Annotated in this window: 18 protein-coding genes and 1 pseudogene; 12 read left to right on the top strand and 7 right to left on the bottom strand. The window is 64.7% G+C overall.

All coding sequences use genetic code 11. The annotated features are described in order from the left end of the window. The 3 genes and pseudogenes from NCS02_RS22040 to NCS02_RS22030 form a co-directional block, all read left to right on the top strand. Positions 1-197, top strand: a pseudogene (locus tag NCS02_RS22040) (hypothetical protein); the annotation flags it as partial. 38 nt (positions 198-235) lie between these two features. Continuing rightward, positions 236-835 (top strand): hypothetical protein, encoded by a 600-nt coding sequence (locus NCS02_RS22035; RefSeq protein WP_008348505.1) that lies wholly within the window; start codon positions 236-238, stop codon positions 833-835. A gap of 35 nt (positions 836-870) precedes the next feature. Then, a complete protein-coding gene (locus tag NCS02_RS22030; RefSeq protein ID WP_008348503.1) occupies positions 871-1,383 on the top strand; it encodes a hypothetical protein in 513 nt (170 codons plus the stop codon). A 10-nt stretch (positions 1,384-1,393) separates the two neighbouring features. Here NCS02_RS22030 and NCS02_RS22025 read toward each other — a convergent pair whose 3' ends face one another. Further along, positions 1,394-2,320: a hypothetical protein gene (locus tag NCS02_RS22025; protein ID WP_008348502.1), complete on the bottom strand. Its 927-nt coding sequence runs from the start codon at positions 2,318-2,320 to the stop codon at positions 1,394-1,396. Between the two features lie 232 nt (positions 2,321-2,552). On the opposite strand from NCS02_RS22025, the gene NCS02_RS22020 reads away from it, so the two are divergent. The 9 genes from NCS02_RS22020 (at position 2,553) to NCS02_RS21980 (ending at position 12,143) form a co-directional block, all read left to right on the top strand. After that, positions 2,553-2,765, top strand: coding sequence for a DUF2964 family protein (locus NCS02_RS22020; protein WP_033536232.1), 213 nt, complete (start codon positions 2,553-2,555; stop codon positions 2,763-2,765). 58 nt (positions 2,766-2,823) lie between these two features. Further along, positions 2,824-3,081 (top strand): RNA recognition motif domain-containing protein, encoded by a 258-nt coding sequence (locus tag NCS02_RS22015; RefSeq protein WP_008348497.1) that lies wholly within the window; start codon positions 2,824-2,826, stop codon positions 3,079-3,081. A gap of 101 nt (positions 3,082-3,182) precedes the next feature. Further along, on the top strand, positions 3,183-4,016 hold the full coding sequence (gene ppk2 / locus NCS02_RS22010) for a polyphosphate kinase 2 (protein ID WP_008348496.1): 834 nt from the start codon (positions 3,183-3,185) through the stop codon (positions 4,014-4,016). A gap of 25 nt (positions 4,017-4,041) precedes the next feature. Then, complete coding sequence (locus NCS02_RS22005; RefSeq protein ID WP_175981178.1) at positions 4,042-5,736, top strand: SulP family inorganic anion transporter; 1,695 nt, start codon at positions 4,042-4,044, stop codon at positions 5,734-5,736. A gap of 147 nt (positions 5,737-5,883) precedes the next feature. After that, the gene (locus tag NCS02_RS22000) at positions 5,884-8,175 is read left to right on the top strand and encodes a DUF3141 domain-containing protein (protein WP_250436782.1); all 2,292 of its coding nucleotides are present in this window, start codon (positions 5,884-5,886) and stop codon (positions 8,173-8,175) included. A 39-nt stretch (positions 8,176-8,214) separates the two neighbouring features. Then, positions 8,215-9,153: a phosphate acetyltransferase gene (locus NCS02_RS21995; protein WP_008348487.1), complete on the top strand. Its 939-nt coding sequence runs from the start codon at positions 8,215-8,217 to the stop codon at positions 9,151-9,153. A gap of 4 nt (positions 9,154-9,157) precedes the next feature. Further along, positions 9,158-10,360 carry an acetate/propionate family kinase gene (locus NCS02_RS21990; protein WP_008348486.1) on the top strand — a complete coding sequence of 401 codons (1,203 nt, stop codon included), beginning with the start codon at positions 9,158-9,160 and terminating at the stop codon, positions 10,358-10,360. Beyond that, positions 10,357-11,139 (top strand): enoyl-ACP reductase FabI, encoded by a 783-nt coding sequence (fabI, locus tag NCS02_RS21985; protein ID WP_250519981.1) that lies wholly within the window; start codon positions 10,357-10,359, stop codon positions 11,137-11,139. The genes NCS02_RS21990 and fabI overlap by 4 nt, the downstream gene beginning before the upstream one ends. 2 nt (positions 11,140-11,141) lie before the next feature. Further along, a complete protein-coding gene (locus tag NCS02_RS21980) occupies positions 11,142-12,143 on the top strand; it encodes a hypothetical protein (protein WP_250503326.1) in 1,002 nt (333 codons plus the stop codon). 16 nt (positions 12,144-12,159) lie between these two features. On the opposite strand, the gene NCS02_RS21975 is transcribed toward NCS02_RS21980, so the two are convergent. From NCS02_RS21975 to NCS02_RS21950, 6 genes are all read right to left on the bottom strand, one after another. After that, positions 12,160-12,612, bottom strand: a complete 453-nt coding sequence (locus tag NCS02_RS21975; RefSeq protein ID WP_250436771.1) for an Imm50 family immunity protein — start codon at positions 12,610-12,612, stop codon at positions 12,160-12,162. A 19-nt stretch (positions 12,613-12,631) separates the two neighbouring features. Further along, a complete protein-coding gene (locus NCS02_RS21970; protein ID WP_250519980.1) occupies positions 12,632-13,540 on the bottom strand; it encodes a hypothetical protein in 909 nt (302 codons plus the stop codon). Positions 13,541-13,739: 199 nt separating this feature from the next. Then, positions 13,740-14,321, bottom strand: a complete 582-nt coding sequence (locus tag NCS02_RS21965) for a PqiC family protein (RefSeq protein WP_250503334.1) — start codon at positions 14,319-14,321, stop codon at positions 13,740-13,742. Further along, positions 14,321-15,910 (bottom strand): PqiB family protein, encoded by a 1,590-nt coding sequence (locus NCS02_RS21960; RefSeq protein ID WP_250523289.1) that lies wholly within the window; start codon positions 15,908-15,910, stop codon positions 14,321-14,323. Before NCS02_RS21960 ends, NCS02_RS21965 begins: the two co-directional genes overlap by 1 nt. Further along, positions 15,907-17,193 carry a paraquat-inducible protein A gene (locus NCS02_RS21955; protein WP_008348479.1) on the bottom strand — a complete coding sequence of 429 codons (1,287 nt, stop codon included), beginning with the start codon at positions 17,191-17,193 and terminating at the stop codon, positions 15,907-15,909. The genes NCS02_RS21960 and NCS02_RS21955 overlap by 4 nt, the downstream gene beginning before the upstream one ends. Then, positions 17,190-18,680: an efflux transporter outer membrane subunit gene (locus tag NCS02_RS21950; RefSeq protein ID WP_250503324.1), complete on the bottom strand. Its 1,491-nt coding sequence runs from the start codon at positions 18,678-18,680 to the stop codon at positions 17,190-17,192. The genes NCS02_RS21955 and NCS02_RS21950 overlap by 4 nt, the downstream gene beginning before the upstream one ends. Position 18,681: the final 1 nt, after the last annotated feature.

Here is an 18,681-nt window from a genome sequence, read left to right as displayed (position 1 = left end):
TCGGTGCGATCGCGGGCGATGCGGGCAAGGGCGCGGCCATCGGCGCGGCGACGGGCACGATGGCCGGCGGCATGCGCGCACGGCAGAACAAGCGGGCGCAGGAATCCAACGCGCAGGCGCAGAGCCAGGGCGCGATGCAGACGTACTATCGCGCGTGGTCGGCGTGCATGCAGGGACGCGGTTACACGATCCAGTAACGTCATCGCGGTATCGATAGAACAAACGGAGCGCGAACATGAAACGCGTCAGCCTCGTTGTCTTGTCATGCCTTGCGCTATCCGCAAGCGCCTTTGCAGCCGATCCCACCGCCGATCCTCAGGCCGACGTCAGCGTCGTGCGAAACCCGGACGGCGCGACGGTGCAGGGCGTCGCGAAGGTGACCGCGACGATCGTCGGCATCGATCCGGCGACGCGCACCGTCACGCTGAAAACGAACGCCGGCAAGGTGATGGAACTGGAAGTCACGAACGAAGCGCGCAACTTCGATCAGCTCGCAGTCGGCGATGTCGTCACCGCGCAGTACCGCGAGTCGTTGACGTTGAGCCTGCTCGACAAGAAGACGCAGCCGTCGCGTTCCGAGAGCGACTCGGCCGAGCGCGCGGCGCCGGGCGCGAAGCCGGGCGGCGAGGTCGGGCGCGAAGTGACGATCATCGCCGATGTGATCGCCGTCGATCGTCATGCGAAGACCGTGACGCTGCGCGGGCCGCGCGGCGAGACGGTCGATCTGCACGTTCAGGATCCCGAGCGCCTGAAGCGCGTCAAGAAGGGCGATCAGGTGAAGGCCGTTTATACGGAAGCGTTCGCCATATCCGTGGAACCCGCCATGACAAAATAAGGCGCCACCAACCGTGGCGGACGCGGGAGAGACCCATGAAAAAACGCTTTGCATTCGCGCTGACGCACGGCGCGTGCGCCGTCGCGCTCGCGCTCGCCGGTTGCGCGCAGCCGGAACAGCGCGTGCAGCCCGGCATGGATCAGCAGGCGATCGTCGCCAGGCTCGGGCCGCCGAAGGAAACCTACGACCTGCCGAACGGCGGCAAGCGTCTGATGTGGCCCACGCAGCCGATGGGATCGACGACCACGGCCGTCGATCTCGATGCGTCGGGCAATACGGTCAGTGTTCGGCAAGTGCTTCAGGAAAACGAGTTCTACCGCGCCGAGGTCAACAAGTGGACGCGCAACGACGTGATGATCGCGTTCGGACGCCCGTTCGAGACGGCCTATTTCAAGCGGATGGATCGCGAGGTGTGGACGTATCGATACCTGGAGAACAACATCGACCACATGCTGTTCCATTTCTATTTCGACGCTCAGGGCGTGCTCCGGCAGACGCAGAAGCAGCCCGATCCGAAATACGATCCGAGCCAGCGCAACGTGCTTTGAACGGCGCGCGCTAGAAGCTGACGGCGAGACCGAACGACACGCCGTGCACGTTGTGGCCGAACACGTAGCGCACCATCGCGCGCGTGCGCGTGATGACGACAGGATATTTGCTGCTGTCCAGTTCGAGCCCGACGCCGAGCGATGTCAGATCGTTGAAGCCGAGCACGCCCGCGCTGTCGCCGAAGTAATGCGAGTACGCGGTTTCGAGCACGTAGCGCACCGGCCTGTCGAGCGCGGCGAAGCCTGTGGGCGCACGCCAGCGCGCCCACAGGCTGAACTGCTGCGCGGTCGCGGAGCCTTGCACCGCTTCCGAGGAACTGCCGAAGCTGCGTAGATAAATATCGGTTGCGCGCAGTTCGACATCGACCTCGTAGTGCTCGCGATAATGCTCCAGATCGAGCATCAGCGAGCCGCCGACGCCGTACGCATTGAGCGCGCCGTCCTCGAGGAACTGCAGATTGGTGTTGGCGACGTGATTGAACACCGTCTGCGCGATGCGCGCATCGCTCGCGACGCGGCCGATCATGCCGTTGATGATCGGGCGAAATTTCAGCTCGCTCGTGATCGGGAAGTCCCAGCCGACGCCAACCGTCGTGCTGAACGTGTTCCATTTCGCAGGCACCGCGCGCTGCTGGTCGCCGTCGGTCGCGATGAAGGTCGGATCGTAGCGGCTGTACGCGAGCGTGCCTTCGAGGTAGAGCGGAAACGAATTGCTGAGGGTAAAGCCGCCGCCGAGTTGCGTCTGACCGAAGCCCGGATTGCCGGTCGTGCCGCTATTGATCGACAGTGAACTTGTCGTGACATCTGGCACCGCGGTGTACGACATGATCGCGAGCACGGAATTCGCATACTGCTTGACGTTTGCGCCGACGACCGCGCGGTCCGGCGCGCCCTGCGCCAGCGCGGCGCAGGGCGCGGCAGCGAGGACGAAGAGCATCACGAAATTTCGCAACCTGGTCGGGAAAGGGGTTGGCTTTTGCATCTGCGGGGCGCGTCAGAACGTTAATTGGTTTAGTTGGTCATGCGTTGCATTTGCTGCTCCGCCATACGCGGGAAATGTAGCCTAACGATCGCGGCGCGCCAAGGTCATTGCACACGAGTGTGTTCACAGGACGACGGAAGTTTTCCTAAACTGAAGCTATCTCGCGCACCGCTTCCGGGAGACATCGATGAGACTGAACGAGCCGCGCATGGTGGTTGCCTCGATTGGCGTGTTCATCTGGCTCGCCGGGCTGTATTTCACGATCCACGGCCTTCTGTACGACATGAAACTCGAATTCCGTTACGGCATGTGGGCGCTCGGCATCGGGATCGTGACTTTCGTCGTCGCGCTGAATCCGCTCGCGCAGCGCAAATCGGCCAAGCGAGATGGGTCGACCTGAGCCGTCCGTTGGTGTATTAGTCGAAGAAACGTCGCACAACTCAACGGAGAATCTTGCAATGGGCGATCTCTGGATAGGCAACGTGGAAGAGTCCACGACCGACGACGAAATCAGGGAATTTCTCTGCCGCTACGGCTTTCCACCCTACGATTCGATTCAGCGCGTGACGGGCACCGGCGAGCATCCGGCCGCGGTCGTCACCTTCGATTCGATCGAGCCGCACGTGCTGCGCACCTTTCAGCCGCGCATCCACAACATGTTCTGGAAGAACCGCACGCTCGTGGTGCAGGTCGTGCCCGAGCGCAACGAAACCTGACGGCGTCATGACGGGTCCGCGACCATGTGCCGCGCGCATCGTCGCGACGGCGGACTCGGTTCGTCCGCGCGGATGGCATCCAAAAATATCGGGAGACAGCAATGAACGAAGAGAGGGCTGTCGGCGAATCGAGAGGCGTGCGTGAAGGCGCGGGCGTGCATGAGCGCCTGAACAGGAAACAGTACGAAAAAGAGCTTGCGCGCCTGCATGTGGAACTCGTGAAGCTGCAGGAATGGGCCGTCTACACGGGCGCGAAAGTCTGCGTCGTGTTCGAGGGACGCGACGGCGCGGGCAAGGGCGGCACGATCAAGGCGATTACCGAGCGGGTGAGCCCGCGCATCTTCCGCGTGGTTGCGCTGCCCGCGCCCACCGAGCGCGAGAAGACGCAGATGTACGTGCAGCGCTATCTGCCGCATCTGCCCGCCGCGGGCGAGATCACGCTTTTCGACCGAAGCTGGTACAACCGCGCGGGCGTCGAACGCGTGATGGGCTTCTGTACCGAGGACCAGGCGAAAACCTTTCTGAAAGGCGTGCCGCTCGTGGAGCGCGCGATCATCGATTCGGGCGTGATTCTGCTCAAGTACTGGCTCGAGGTCGGTCAGGAAGAGCAGACGCGGCGTCTCGAGGAACGCATCCACGACGAGCGCAAGATCTGGAAGCTCTCGCCGATGGACCTGCGTTCCTACAGCCGCTGGTACGACTACTCGCGCGCTCGCGACGACATGTTCGAGGCCACCGACACGGAACAGGCGCCGTGGTACGTCGTGCGTTCCGACGACAAGCGCCGCGCGCGCCTGAATCTCATCAGCCATCTGCTCGCGAATATCCCGTACAAGGCCGTGCCGCGCGAAAAGGTGAAGTTGCCGAAGCGCCAGAAGGCGGAGGGGTATCGCGAAAGCGATCGGCCGCTGCGCTACGTGCCCGAGCGTTTTTAGCGCGACTTCGGAACGCGGGATCGTCATGCCGCATCGCGCGTCCATCGCGCCCGAATGGCTGTTTCGTTACGAGAAGCCGTGGGCGCGCGCCGATATCGTCGCGGGCCTGACGGCGGGGGCGGTCGTCATACCGAAGGCGCTCGCGTACGCGACCATCGCGGGCCTGCCGGTTCAGGTCGGCCTCTACACGGCCTGCGTGCCGATGATCGTCTACGCGTTCGTCGGCACGTCGCGCGCGCTGTCCGTCAGCACGACGACCACGCTCGCGATTCTCGCGGCGAACGCGCTCGGCGCGACCGTCGCGAATGGCGATCCGCACGCGCTCGCCGTCGCCAACGCGACGCTGACGATGCTCGTCGGCATCATGCTCGTCGCGGGGGCGTGCCTGCGTCTCGGGTTCGTCGCGAACTTCATTTCCGAGCCGGTGCTCGTCGGTTTCAAGGCGGGCGTGGCGATCGTCATCGTCGTGGATCAGTTGCCGAAGCTCTTCGGCATTCACTATCCGAAGGGATCGTTCTTTCACAACGTCGGCGCGTTCGTCGCGGGCTTGCCGCATCTGTCGGCGAGCACGCTCGCGCTCGCGTTGGCGACGCTCGCCGCGCTCATCGCGCTCGAACGCTTCGCACCGCGCGCGCCCGCGCCGTTGTTCGTCGTCGCGGCGGCGATCGTCGCGGTGGCCGCGTTCGGTCTGCGCGCGCACGGCGTCGAAACGGTCGGCGCGGTGCCGGCGGGATTGCCGTCGTGGACACGGCCGGATCTGTCGCTTGCATTGAAGCTGTGGCCGGACGCGCTCGGCATCGCGTTGATGAGCTTCACCGAAAGCATCGCGGCGGCGCGGGCGTTCGCACGCAACGACGAACCCGCGCCCGACGCGAACCGCGAACTGCTCGCGACCGGCCTCGCGAACGCGGCCGGCGCGCTTTTCGGCGCGATGGTCTCAGGCGGCGGAACGAGCCAGACGGCCGTCAACCGGCAGGCGGGCGCGCGCACGCAACTCGCGGGACTCGTGACCGCGGCGCTCGCGCTCGCCGTCATGCTGCTGTTCGCGCCGCTCATGGCGCTGATGCCGCACGCGACGCTCGCGGCCGTCGTCGTGTTCTATTCGATCGGGCTTTTCAGCCCCGCCGAATTCCGCGCGATCCTGAAGATTCGCCGCACCGAATTCGTGTGGGCGCTCACGGCATGCGCGGGCGTCGTGTTGTTCGGAACGCTGGAAGGCATCGTGGTGGCGATCGTCGTGTCGCTCTTCGCGCTCGCGCATCAGGTGTCCAATCCGCCTGTGTACGCATTGAAGCGGATACCGGGAACCAACGTGTTCCGGCGCGCTTCGTCGCGGCATCCGGACGACGAAGCGTTTCCCGGCTTATTGCTGCTGCGTCCCGAAGGGCGGATATTCTTCGCGAATGCGCAACGTGTCGCCGAAAAGATCCGCCCGCTCGTGCGCGATTCCGACGCGAAGATCGTCGTGCTGGATCTGAGCCGCGTCTTCGATGTCGAATACACCGCGCTCAAGATGATGATCGAAGCCGAAGCGCGCCTCGCCGCGAACGGCACCACGCTCTGGCTCGCGGGCCTGAATCCGGGCGTGCTCGCGGCGGTGCGGCGCTCGCCGCTCGGCGCGCGGCTCGGCGAAGCGCGCATGTTCTATAACCTCGAACATGTCGTCGCGAAGTATCAGGAGATTGTTTCGCGCAATGGCGATGAAGTCGCGCGTCGTTGAGTCGCGAATTTTTGCCACCTGCTTGTCGCTCATTGCGCATATATTTTGATGATGGTATCCAAGTCATCGGACCATGCGTTCATCATGGCCGCCGATGCATCTGCTTCCTGCGTTGTCCCTTGCACGTTCCCTCGCGGAGATCACGTCATGACGTATGCAGATCAACTGGCGCGCAGCCAGAAAATCGCGGAAAAGGTCACACGCGTTTATCAGAAGCGCGCGGAGCTTGCGCAGCATCAATTCAGCGAGCGCGCGCGCGAAGCAGGCGTGCGTGTCCTCGGCAACGGCGAGGCTGATCGTTTCAACGGCTTCGACTATGCGGTCGATGTCATGCAGCGCACGGTGCTCTTCTGGGACACGCTGCGTCAGCGCGGCAACAACTTCATCGAGCAGGCGAAGCGCGGTCTCGAACCGGTGCTGCATTTCGCGCATGAAATGCTGCTCGACGGACGCACGTTCGCGCGGCCGGTGAACTATGCGCTGTTGCGTATCGTGCCGCCCGAAGGCGTAGTCATCGATCCGCTGAAGCGGCCGTATCTCATCATCGATCCGCGTGCGGGGCATGGTCCGGGCATCGGCGGATTCAAGGACGATTCGCAAGTCGGCGTCGCGTTGCGCGCGGGTCATCCGGTGTACTTCGTCACGTTCTTTCGCGACCCGCAGCCCGGCCAGACGCTGCTCGACGTATGCGCGGCCGAGCAGCAGTTCGTGAAGCATGTGCGCGAGATGCATCCGGACAGCCCGAAGCCCGCTATCGTCGGCAATTGCCAGGGCGGCTGGGCCGCGATGATGCTCGCGAGCTCGCAGCCCGACGATACCGGTCCGCTCGTCATCAACGGCGCGCCGATGTCGTACTGGAGCGGCGCGTGGAGCGAAGGCGAGGGCGACAACCCGATGCGCTACTCGGGCGGCATGCTCGGCGGGACGTGGCTCGCCTCGCTGACGGCCGATCTCGGCAACGGCAAGTTCGACGGCGCGTATCTCGTCGAGAACTTCGAGAACCTGAATCCGGCGAACAGTTTCTGGGACAAGTACTACACGCTGTTCGACAAGATCGACACCGAACCGCCGCGCTTTCTCGACTTCGAGCGCTGGTGGGGCGGCTATTACCTGATGAACCGCGAAGAGATCGAATGGATCACGCGCAATCTTTTCGTCGGCAACAAGCTGTGGTCGGGCGAAGTGCGCGGCGCGTCGGGCGCATCGTTCGATCTGCGCGCGATCAAATCGCCGATCATTCTCTTCGCTTCGATGGGCGACAACATCACGCCGCCGCAACAGGCCTTCAACTGGGTCGCGGATATCTACGGCAGCACCGACGAGATCAAGGCACGCGGGCAGGTGATCGTCGGACTGATGCACAAGAGCATCGGGCATCTCGGCATCTTCGTGAGCGGCAAGGTCGCGAAGAAGGAATACACGCAGATCGCATCGGTGCTGGAAGCGATCGAATCGTTTCCGCCGGGGCTGTACGGCATGGAGATCGCCGAACGCAAGAACGCGAACGGCAAGACCGAATACGACGTGAGCTTTCACGAGCGACGTCTCGAAGACGTGACCGCGCGCTTCAACCGTTTCGAGCGTATCGACGAACTGCCGTTCGAAGCGGTGAAACAGGTATCGGATTTCAATCAGCGTGCGTACGAACTGTTCGCGCAACCCTTCGTTCAGGCAATGGCCAACGACGCGACCGCGACGATGCTGCGCGCGTTCCATCCGTTGCGCGCGCAGCGCTGGATGTTCTCCGATCTGAATCCGTGGCTTGCATGGCTCGGCCCGGCGGCGGAAGCGGTGAAGGCCACGCGCAAGCCCGACACCGAACGCGACGCGTTGCGCCGTGCGGAGCATTGCGGCTCCGACATGATCAGCGCGAGCCTCGACTTCTATCGTGCGATGCGCGACGCCACGACCGAAGCGATGTTCTTCTCCGTGTACGGCAACCTGCTGCCGGCACAGCGCGTGCAGGAACGCGAGACGCAAGAAAATCGGACCGATCCGCGCGATCTGCCGTTCGTTCAGGAAGCGCTCGCGTCGGTTGCGCACGGCGGATACGCGGAAGCCGTCGCGCGCGTCGCGTGCCTGCTCATGCGTCACGACGAGCCGTTGCCGCTCACGCGCATGGTGCTGCGTCAGGAACTCGCGGCCGACTATGCGGAGTATTTGCCGCAGATGCCGCGCGACGAATGGCGGCGCATTCGCGGCGAACAGGAAATCATCGTGCGCTACGAGCCCGAGCAGGCGCTCGCGTCGTTGCCCGGTCTGCTCGACGACAGCGACGACCGCAAGAAGCTCCTCACGCTCTTCGACAAGCTGCACGACGACAGCCGCATGCAGGGCTTCGAGCCGACGGCCGCGCAGCACGACATGCTCGCGCGCATCCGCGCGGCGCTGCCGGTCAAGGCTGCGCGCGCGCCAAGACGTTCCGCGCCCGCGCACTGATGTTCGGGCGTTGCATCACACGTAACTACGGAGGGTGAAATGAATCAGCCGCGCGAAAAATATGTACGGCTCATCGAGGTTTGCCAGGCGTTGCCGCCGCTCGCGGTGGCGGTCGTGCATCCCTGCGACCGGACATCGCTCGAAAGCGCGGTGAAGGCGCACGAGATGGGTCTGATCGCGCCGCAACTCGTCGGGCCACGCGATCGCATTCGCGAGGTGGCGGAAGAATGCGGCCTCAACATCGCGGGCTTTCCGATCGTCGATGCGCCGCACAGCCACGCCGCTGCCGAAAAGGCGGTGGAACTCGTGCGCGAGGCGAAGGCCGAAGCGCTCATGAAAGGCAGCCTGCACACCGACGAAGTCATGGCCGCGGTCGTGAAGCGCGAAGGCGGACTGCGCACGTCGCGGCGCGTGTCGCATTGCTTCATCATGGATGTGCCGGGGCACGACGACGTGCTCATCATCAGCGACGCGGCCATCAACATCGCGCCGACGCTCGCCGATAAAGTCGACATCCTGCAAAACGCGATCGATCTCGGCCACGCGCTGCGTTTCGCGGAAGTGCGCGTCGCGATTCTCTCGGCGATGGAAACGGTGAACCCGAAGGTGCCGTCGACGCTGGAGGCCGCCGCGCTCTGCAAGATGGTCGATCGTCATCAGATCACGGGCGCGCTCGTCGACGGGCCGCTCGCGCTCGACAATGCCATCGACCTCGAAGCGGCGCATACGAAGAAGATCGATTCGCCCGTCGCGGGGCGCGCGAACGTGCTGATCGTGCCGGACCTCGAAGCGGGCAACATGCTCGCGAAGAGTCTGTCTTTTCTCGCGAATGCGGACGCGGCCGGCATCGTGCTCGGCGCGCGCGTGCCGATCATTCTGACGAGCCGCGCCGATTCGCTGCAATCGCGGCTCGCATCGTGCGCGATCGCATCGCTCGTGGCGTCGAAGCGCCGCGAAGAAGCGCAAGTAGTGGGGTGATTTCATGGCCGATGTGATTCTGGTTCTCAATGCGGGCTCGTCGAGCATCAAGTTCAGCGCGTTCGATGTCGAAGGCGACGCGCTCGAACTCGTCACGCACGGACAGGTTGAAGCGCTGTTCAGCGCGCCGCATTTCGTCGCTTACGACAGGCGAGGCGAGAAGTCCGCGGAGCATTCATGGGGCGAGGGCGCGAAGCTGCAACATGCCGAAGCGATCGCGCATCTGGGCGCGTATCTGCGCGGGCATGGCGCGGGGCATCGTCTGGTCGGCGTGGGGCATCGCGTGGTGCACGGCGGCGCGCGTTTCACGAAGCCCGTACTGACGAGCCCCGAAGTGCTCGACGAACTCGACAAGCTCACACCGCTCGCGCCGCTGCATCAGCCGCATAACTTGAGGCCGATACGCATCGTCGCCGAGCGCAATCCGGGCCTGCCGCAGGTCGCGTGCTTCGACACGGCCTTTCATTCGACGCAGGCGCCGCTCGCGCAGGCGTTCGCGCTGCCCGAATCGATCACGAAGAACGGCGTGCGGCGCTACGGCTTTCATGGTCTCTCGTACGAATACATCGCGAGTGCCCTGCCGGATGTTGCACCCGATGCCGCGCGCGGGCGCACGGTCGTCGCGCATCTGGGCAACGGCGCGAGCCTGTGCGCGATGCACGCGGGCAAGAGCGTCGCCAGCACGATGGGCTTCACCGCCGTCGACGGTCTCATGATGGGCACGCGCTGCGGCAATCTCGATCCGGGCGTGGTTCTTTACATGCTCGACGAGCTCGGCATGAACGCGCGCGAGATCGAAGACATGCTGTATCGCCAGTCGGGATTGCTCGGCGTGTCGGGCGTGTCGGGCGACATGCGCGCGCTGCTCGCGAGCAGCGACGAACGCGCGCGCTTCGCGATCGATCTTTACGTGCATCGCATCGGCCGGGAGCTCGGCTCGATGAGCGCGGCGCTGCACGGGCTCGACGCGATCGTGTTCACGGCGGGCATCGGCGAGCATTCGAAGGAGATACGACAACGCGTGTGCGAAGAAGCGGCGTGGTGGGGCATCGAACTCGATACAGAAGCCAATGCGAGCGGCGGCCCGCGCATCAGCACGGCGTCGAGCAAGGTGAGCGCATGGGTGATTCCGACCAACGAAGAACTCATGATCGCGCGCCACACGCTCGCGCTGATCGATGACAAACGCGAAGGAGCATCCGCATGACATTGAATGTCCCGCAGCCCGTGCTGAAGGGCGCGAAGGCGCTCGTCACCGGCATCGCCAACGAGCATTCGATCGCCTATGGTTGCGCGAAAGCGTTCCGCGAACTGGGCGCCGATCTCGCCATCACGTATGCCGACGAGAAAGCGCGGCCTTACGTCGAGCCGCACGCGCAAGCCCTCGAAGCGCCGATCTTCATGCCGCTGAACGCGTCGAGCCAGGAGGAACTGGAAGCGGTGTTCGAGCGTATCGCGAGCGAGTGGGGCAAGCTCGATATTCTCGTGCACTCGATCGCGTGGGCACCGAAGGACGATCTGCAGGGCGTCCTGCTGAACTGTTCCGCCGAAGGCTTCGCGAAGGCGATGGACATTTCCTGCCATTCGTTCGTCCGCATGGCGCGGCTCTCGGCGCCGCTGATGAAAGACGGCGGCGCGATGTTCACGATGAGCTATCACGGCGCGAACAAGGTCGTCGCGAACTACAACGTAATGGGCCCGGTGAAGGCCGCGCTCGAAGCGTGCGCGCGCTATCTCGCCTACGAGCTCGGTCCGCAGGGCATTCGCGTGCATGCTATTTCGCCGGGGCCGCTGAAGACGCGTGCGGCATCGGGACTCAAGGACTTCGACCTGCTCCTGACCGAAGCCGCACAGCGCGCGCCGCTCGGCGAGCTGGTCGACATCATGGACGTCGGCTTTACCTGCGCATTCCTCGCGACGCCTTTCGCCCGGCGCATGTCCGGCGAGACGCTGTACGTGGACGGCGGCGTGCATATCATGGGATAAGCATGTTCAACTGGCTGTTCCGGCGCGATAACGCGAGCTCGCGCGAGGATGTCAAGGAGGCGCTCGGCCGCATCGTCGCGGTCGCGCCTCAGGTGCGCCTCGCGAGCCGTTATGAGTCGCGGCTCGCGCCGGTCGTCGGCAAGACGCTGGATCACGCGCGGGAACTCGTCGCGGCGCTGCCCGCGCCGCGCGACGCGACACCGGCGGCATGGGCGGACGATCCGTATCTGCGCGCGAAGTTCGCGACGCCGGACGACGTCGCGCGCGTGATCGGCGAATCGCACGATGTGCGCGGCTGGTTCGACGGCAACATTGCCGCCGATCATGGGTTCGCGGTGCTGGGCGCGACGCTCGTCGAGCGGAAGGTGCTCGTCGCGGCGGTGGAGGGCGGCGCGTTGCGTTCGGACGTCGCGCGCACGGCGGTCAGCTTCGACGACAAGCGCTTGCGCTTTTGCAACGGAACGGACGAAGCGCTCAGACGCGATCTCGTGCAGCGGATCGTCGAGCAGTTCGTGCTGGAAGCGATGTCGCGCGTCGCGCAAAACGACGCGCGGCGCGACGCGCTGCAGGAACATCGCGCGTTGCTGACCGCGCGCATGCAGATGCTCGGCCGGCGCGGCGCGGGCATGAGCGGCCTGATTGCATCGACGGATCTGGCCGGCGACGCCACGCGGCTGCAGCGCGATTTCGAGGAGAACGAAGCCGCGCTCTCGGCACTCGGCTCGCTCGCCGATTCCATCGAGATGCAGCTTCAGACCATCGTCGAATTGCTCGCCGAGCCGGCGGCGCTGATTTCCGTCACGCACCGCGAGCTGTGTCTGAATCAGATGAACCTGCTGATGGAAACGCGCTGCGACGAGCCGCACGCCGACATCGCGATTGAGCTTGCGCACTTGCCGACGCAGCCGCCGCAGACGCGCGCGGTGGAGATCGTGCGGATCGCGCGGCGCGATGTGCCGCCCGCGGGCGCGGCGTTCGATGAGGCGGCGAAGCTGGTGCTGTGAGGGGCGCAAGCCATGCTCAACGATGATATGGCTCGATCGATTCGACGATGACTTCGCGACACGTCAGCACGATGTCAAGGCCGATATTGGGGTTGAGATCGAACTTGACCAGACCATTCGATTCATCACTCAAGGTGATGTCTCTGATCCACGCCTCTCCGAGCATCGAGTTAATGTCGATGTTTGCGGCTTTTATTTCCAACAGTTTGATCGTTACCCGATAGTCGTCGGCACCGTCGGCATGGCGCGGACCGTATCGGTTATGAAGAATTGCAAGCGTAAGGTCGACCAGATCACGCTCGCAACCGGGCATCAGTGGCTCGCCGTTGTCATTCGTGTTCGACGATCTCGTTCGCTGCATGAAGAACGATTGCACTGCTGCATCGTGGAACGATGGATATTTCCCCAAGGCTTCGACAAGCAAAAAGCCATTTTTTGCCAACTCCCAGCCAAATGTTTTTTCATTCATATTCATCCTTTTCAGAAAGCTAGCGCCGGGGTATTGGCGACATCGGCAAATGGGCGGGATCACGCGATCCGTTATGGAAATTATGCCCATGCGCGTCGCCGTGGCTTTCGTGATACTGCGCGCTCAGATTTCCATTGGCATCGAAGAAGTCGGTATCGAGGCCATTCGGATTGAGGCGAAAGCCTCCCGGTTCATTTCCCGACATCTTCACGCCGCGCGCCGCGACTTCGAAACTTTCGCCGTTCATCGCATCCGGCTGATAGTCGAACGGCGGCGCGTCACCGAGCAAAGATCTGCCGGCGTTCGAATCATCGAGGCGTTCGAGCATCGAGTCGCTGCCGCTGTCGGCACGCGAGGCGCCTCGCGCAATACCGGCAATTGCACCGTCCGCCGCTTCGATGACGCTCATCCAGTTCAAGCCGCTGTCGTCATCGCTCGCGCTCGACGGAACGTCACGCACGGCACTCAGGCTTGCGCGATTTGCGACGGCTTTCAGCGACGGCCATTCTCCGTTGGCTCGTTTGAGGGCCGCGAATTCGCGCCAACCGAGAACCTCGCGCATGGCGTGCGCTCCGCTGCCCGCAGCCGACCAGCTCTGTGGCGCGTAATACCTGAAAACGCGCTGTCCACCGTGCCAATTGCGCGCAATCACAGGAATAAGCTGGCGCTCTCGGGCAGCACGACGCAGAACGCGCGTAATGCCAGCGCCGTCAACTGGCCTGTCCCAGGTTGAAACCCGCAGCGTTCGGATGATGAAGTCCACATACTCGCGAAAGTCGTGACGCGAGAGCGCGTCGCGCCGGTCGATCCGTACTCTGAACAGGCGGTCGAAGTCCTTTCGGTCTTGCTCGATCTGCTCTTGCTGTTCTTTTCTCTTTTGCTTGCGCACGTCGAACGGCAAACGCCAAGTGCGATCGACTTCCTGCACTTCGCGAGCCGGCATCAACGCGCAATGCCAGCCGCCGGTCAACGGGACGTAAAGCGCATTGCAGGAGTAGCCCCATTCGGGAAACGGCATGTCGCCTCCGTATTTCAGCAGGACTGCTGATCCTAGCGGCAGGCAGACTCGACTTTCCGGACGCGTCTCGAAAATAGCGGCGAGCGGCGGTTGCGATTACTTCAAGGAATCATTTCACACTACCCCCGATCGCCCCCGCAATATCCCTGCTCACGCTCGCGAGCGCGCGGCTGTGCGCGGCCACGAGCGCATCCCAGCCGCTTCCGCTGACCGGCTCGCGCACGAGCGAACGGCCGGTCAGCGCGTTGTCGTCGCCGAAGCGGCGCACGGACCAGTGCGCGTCGATCGCGACGGCATCGCCGGGAACGGATTCGAACTGCTGGATATCGACGCGCACGCGCCACGCGTTCGCATCCGCGATCGCGCGCGATGCAGGCGCGACCTGATCCGATGCGAGCAGCAGCGCGAGATCGCCCGCGATGGCATCCGCGATGCTGCTCTTGAGCGGCTCGCCCCAGCGCGCGTATTCGTTCAACGTGACTTCGTTGTCGGTGCTGCGCGTGACGATCTGCGGCCGGTCGACGAGATCGGGCACCGTCACCGGTCCGACGATCACCGGCCTCGATGCGACACGCGCGGTCGCCGCGGTCAGCGACGGATCGGCGCTCAAGCGATAAAAGCTCGCGCTCGGCGAGGCGCATCCGGCGAGCATCGCCATCGAAAGAACGAGAGAGACGAGTACGGGCCGCATCACTTCTTGTCCTCCGGCTTGCCGCGCAGCAACGCTTCCGGATGCTGCTGCAGATAATCCGCGAGACTGCGGAACGAGACCGCCGTGCGCGTCAGTTCGCGGATCGCTTCGGCCGTGTCCTGCTGCAGCCCGGAATCCGGCATCAGCGTGGAATGCGCGGCATCGAGCGCGGCGCGCGCCGCGGCGAGCGTCGTCGCGGCCTGCGGCACGACTTCCGTGTTGAGGCCCTGCATCAGCCGAGTAGTGCTGTCGAGCGTCTGCCGCGCGCTCGCGGTCAGCTCCTCGATCGGCAGCTTGTCGATGCGCGTCATGATGCGGTTGACCGAATCCTGCAACGAGTCGAGGCCGCTTGGCGTCGTCGGCATTTCGGGCGGCGTGCGGCTCCAGTCGATGCTCGCTTTCTTCGCAGCCGGGAAGAAGTCGATCGACACATATAACTGGCCCGTCAGCAGGCTCCCGGTGCGCAACTGCCCGCGCATGCCGCGCGCGACGAGCACGTCCGCGAGTTCCTTGCGGTCGTTCGTGAGGCGGCCGCCCTTCGGCACGTTGGCGAAGCGCGACGTGAAACGCTCCGGATACAGATTCACCTCGACCGGTATGCTGATGCGCTTCGTCACCGGATCGAAGCGCGTATAAATCGCCGACACCTCGCCGATCTGAATGCCGCGGAATTCGACCGGCGCGCCGACCGCGAGGCCGCGCACGGAACCATCGAACGCGAAGACATATTTATCGACGATGCTTTCGCGCACGCGCAGCGCATCGGCGCGTGTCGGATGCAGCGTGAACACGGTGTCGCGCGGCGCTTCCGCCCAACTGAGCGACACGGCGGGCGTCTCGAACGCGAGTCCGCCGATGAGGATCGACACGAGCGACTGCGTGTTGACCTTGAGCCCGTCGGTGCCGAGCGTCACGTCGATGCCGCCCGCCTGCCAGAAGCGCGAATCGGCGTTCACGTAACGGTCGTAGGGCGCGTTGACGAATACGTGCAGCGTGACGCCGCTGCCGTCCTTGTCGAGTTCGAACGCCGTCACCTGGCCCACTTGCAGACGGCGAAAATAAATCGGCGTGCCGACATCGACCGAGCCGAGATCGGTCGCCTTCAGGATGAACTGCCGCCCCGGCACGTCGCTCGCGAAGATCGGCGGCGTTTCGAGGCCAGTGTAATCGCGCCGGTCCTGCTTCGAGCGGCCGATGTCCATGCCGATATACGCGCCCGACAGCAGCGTACTGATGCCCGACACCGAGCCGCCCGCCACGCGCGGCCGCACGACCCAGAAGCGCGTGTCGTCGACGAGCATGTTGGTCGCGTCGCGCGTCAGCTCGGCCGTCGCGATCACGCGCGTGTAATCCTTCGACAGCGCGACCGTCTTGACGAGGCCGATGTCGACGTTCTTGACCTTGATCTTCGTCTTGCCGGCTTCGAGGCCTTCGCCGGTCTTGAAGCTGATGGTGACGGTCGGCCCTTTCTCCAGCACGGCCTGCGCCGCGAGCCAGATGCCGATCGCCACGGCGACCAGCGGCACGATCCAGACCCACGGAATGCGCCAGCGCCTCTTCGGCACGACTTCGGCATCGGGCGTGTTCATCGCGTACCTTCCCGAGTCGGCGAGAAATCCCAGATCAGGCGCGGATCGAACGACATCGCCGCGAACATCGTCAGCACGACGACCGCGCCGAACGCGATCGCCGCCGGCCCGGCCTCGATCGTCGCCATCGCGCTGAACTGCACGAGCGCGACGAGCACGGCGATCACGTAGATATCGAGCATCGACCAGCGTCCCACGAATTCGACGATACGGTAGACGCGCGCGCGAAACGCGCTCTGCTGCGTCATGCGCAGATTCGCGCTCGTGGCGAGATAACCGATGGCGAGAATCTTCAGCATCGGCACGGCGATGCTCGCGATGAACACGAGCACCGCGAGCGGCGGCGAGCCGGACGTCCACAGATACGCGACGCCGCTCATGATCGTGTCTTTCTGCGCGCCGAAGAGCGAGCTCGTGTTCATCACCGGCAGGATGTTCGCCGGGATATACAGGATCGCCGCCGAAATCAGATACGCCCAGGTTCGCGAAAGGCTCGCGGGCTTGCGCAGATGCAAATGCGCGCCGCAGCGCGGACAGCACAGATGGCCGCGGTGCTGCATGCCGCGCGTGGAAAGGCCGCAATCGTGACATACGCAGATGCCGCTTTCCGCCGCCGTGCGCCCTTTGAGCGGCGTGTCGGCGGGCATGCCGGGCGGCGCGCCTTCGACGCGCTGCCACATGGCGCGTTCATCGAACGACGATGACGCCGCGACGAGCAGCAGCATCAGCGCGGCGAGCGACCACAGCGCCGGCCCCGTCACCACCGATGCGATATGCGCGAGCTTCACGACCGCGACGAGCAAGCCGAGCATCAGCACTTCGGTCATGCCCCAGTTGCGCGCGACGCGCAGCAGGCGATACACGGTGTCGGCGCGCCACGGCCGGCGCTCCAGATAAAGCGGCAGCAGCAGCCACACCATGCCGAGCGCCTGCACGGCGGGCATCAGGATCGTCGTGAAGAAGATGAGGGCGGCGAGCGGCCACATGCCGTCGCGATAGAGCACGCGCACGGCGCCGAAGAGCGTCGTCTCGACGAGATCGCCGTTCACCGCGAGACCGACGATCGGAAACGCGTTCGAGATCAGCCACAGCACGCAGGCGGCGAGCGCGTACGCGAGCGCGCGATCGAAGCCGCGCCCGCGGCGCCGGTACAGCACGGCGCGGCAGCGGCAGCAGCGCAGCGTGCCGCCGGGCGGCACGTCGCACTCGCGCTGCATCAGATCGCATTCGTGACACGCGATCAGCGGCCGCGCGTCGCGATCCTCCGATGTGACCGTGTTCATTGCACCGTCTGCGAAGCGGGCTGGCCCGGTTTGGGCGAATCGGCGGAAGGCGTGGCCGACTGCTGTTGCGTCGTCATCTTGTCGGCTGCGACGACCCAGCCGCCGCCCATCACCTTGTAGAGCGTGACGAACGACACGAGCGCGGCGGCCTGCGTCTGCGTCGCCGACAACTGCGCGTTGAAGAGGCTGCGCTCGGCGTCGAGCACTTCGATGTAACTCGTATAACCGCCTTCGTAGCGCGCCCGCGCAAGGCGCGAGTAGGTCGCGAGCGCCGTGACCTGGCGGCCCTGCACTTCGAGCTGTTCGTGCAGTTTCTGCGAGGCGATGAGCGCGTCGTCGACTTCCTGGAACGCGACCTGGATCGCCTTCTGATACGTGAGCAGCGCCGCCTGCTGCTGCGCTTTGGCGGACTGCACCTGACCCGAGATGTTGCCCGCCGTGAAGATCGGCTGCGTGACCTGTCCCGCGAACGACCAGATGCGCGACGGCCCCGTGAACAGCGACGAGAACTGGCCGCTCGCGGTGCCGAGCAGGCCCGTCAGCGAAATCTGCGGGAAATAGAGCGCGCGCGCCGCGCCGATCAGCGCGTTCGCCGCGATCAAATCCTGTTCCGCCTGCAGCAGATCGGGCCGGCGCTCCAGCAAGTCCGAAGGCAGGCCGGCGGGGATGACGGGCGTCGCCATCTCGCCGAGCGTTCGGCCGCGCACGATCGGCCCGGGATTCGCGCCGAGCAGGATAGACAGCGCGTCTTCCTGCTGCGCGATCTGCGTTTCGAGCTGCGGAATCGTCGCGAGCGAGGCTTCGTATTCGGACTGGCTTTGCGCGAGTTCCATCTGCGAGACTTCGCCGCCTTCGAAGCGCAGCGTGAACACATGCACCGATTCGGCGCGGCTTTGCGTCGTCGCCTTCGCGATTTCGAGCTGCTTGTCGAGACTGCGCAAATTCAGATACGACGACGCCACCGACGCCACCAGCGACAGGATCGTCGCGCGCCGTCCTTCTTCGCTCGACAGCAGGTTCGCACGCGCGGCTTCGGTCAGACGCCGGGTGCGGCCGAAGAGATCGAGCTCCCACGACGCGGCGATCGACGCCTGGAAGTCGTTGTAGACCGGCCCGAAGCCGTTGAGCGGTTGCGGTCCGGCCGCCGACGCGCGCTGCCGCGAGGCCGTCGCGCCCGCCGATATCTGCGGGAACAGCAAGGAACGCGTCGTGACGAACTGGCCCATGAACTGATCGACGCGCGCCGCCGCGATCTTGACGTCCTTGTTGTTCGCGAGCGCCGTCGAGATCAGCTCGTCGAGAACCGGATCCTGAAACTGACGCCACCATTCCGAGTTCGCGGCGTCGGCGACTTCGGGCGCGGCGAAGCGGTACGTCGCCGGGGTTTCGACCGGCTGACGCGAGTAGTTCGGGCCGAGCAGGCAGCCGGACAGCGACAGCGCCGCGGCGATGCCCGAAAACGAGTGAACGAGGCTGGCGCGCCGCATG

The sequence above is a fragment of the Caballeronia sp. NCF2 genome (genome assembly GCF_023631205.1).
GTDB classification, from domain to species: Bacteria; Pseudomonadota; Gammaproteobacteria; order Burkholderiales; family Burkholderiaceae; genus Caballeronia; species Caballeronia zhejiangensis.
The sequence above is the reverse complement of the archived record's forward strand: the minus strand, read 5'-3'. Positions and strand labels throughout refer to the sequence as shown.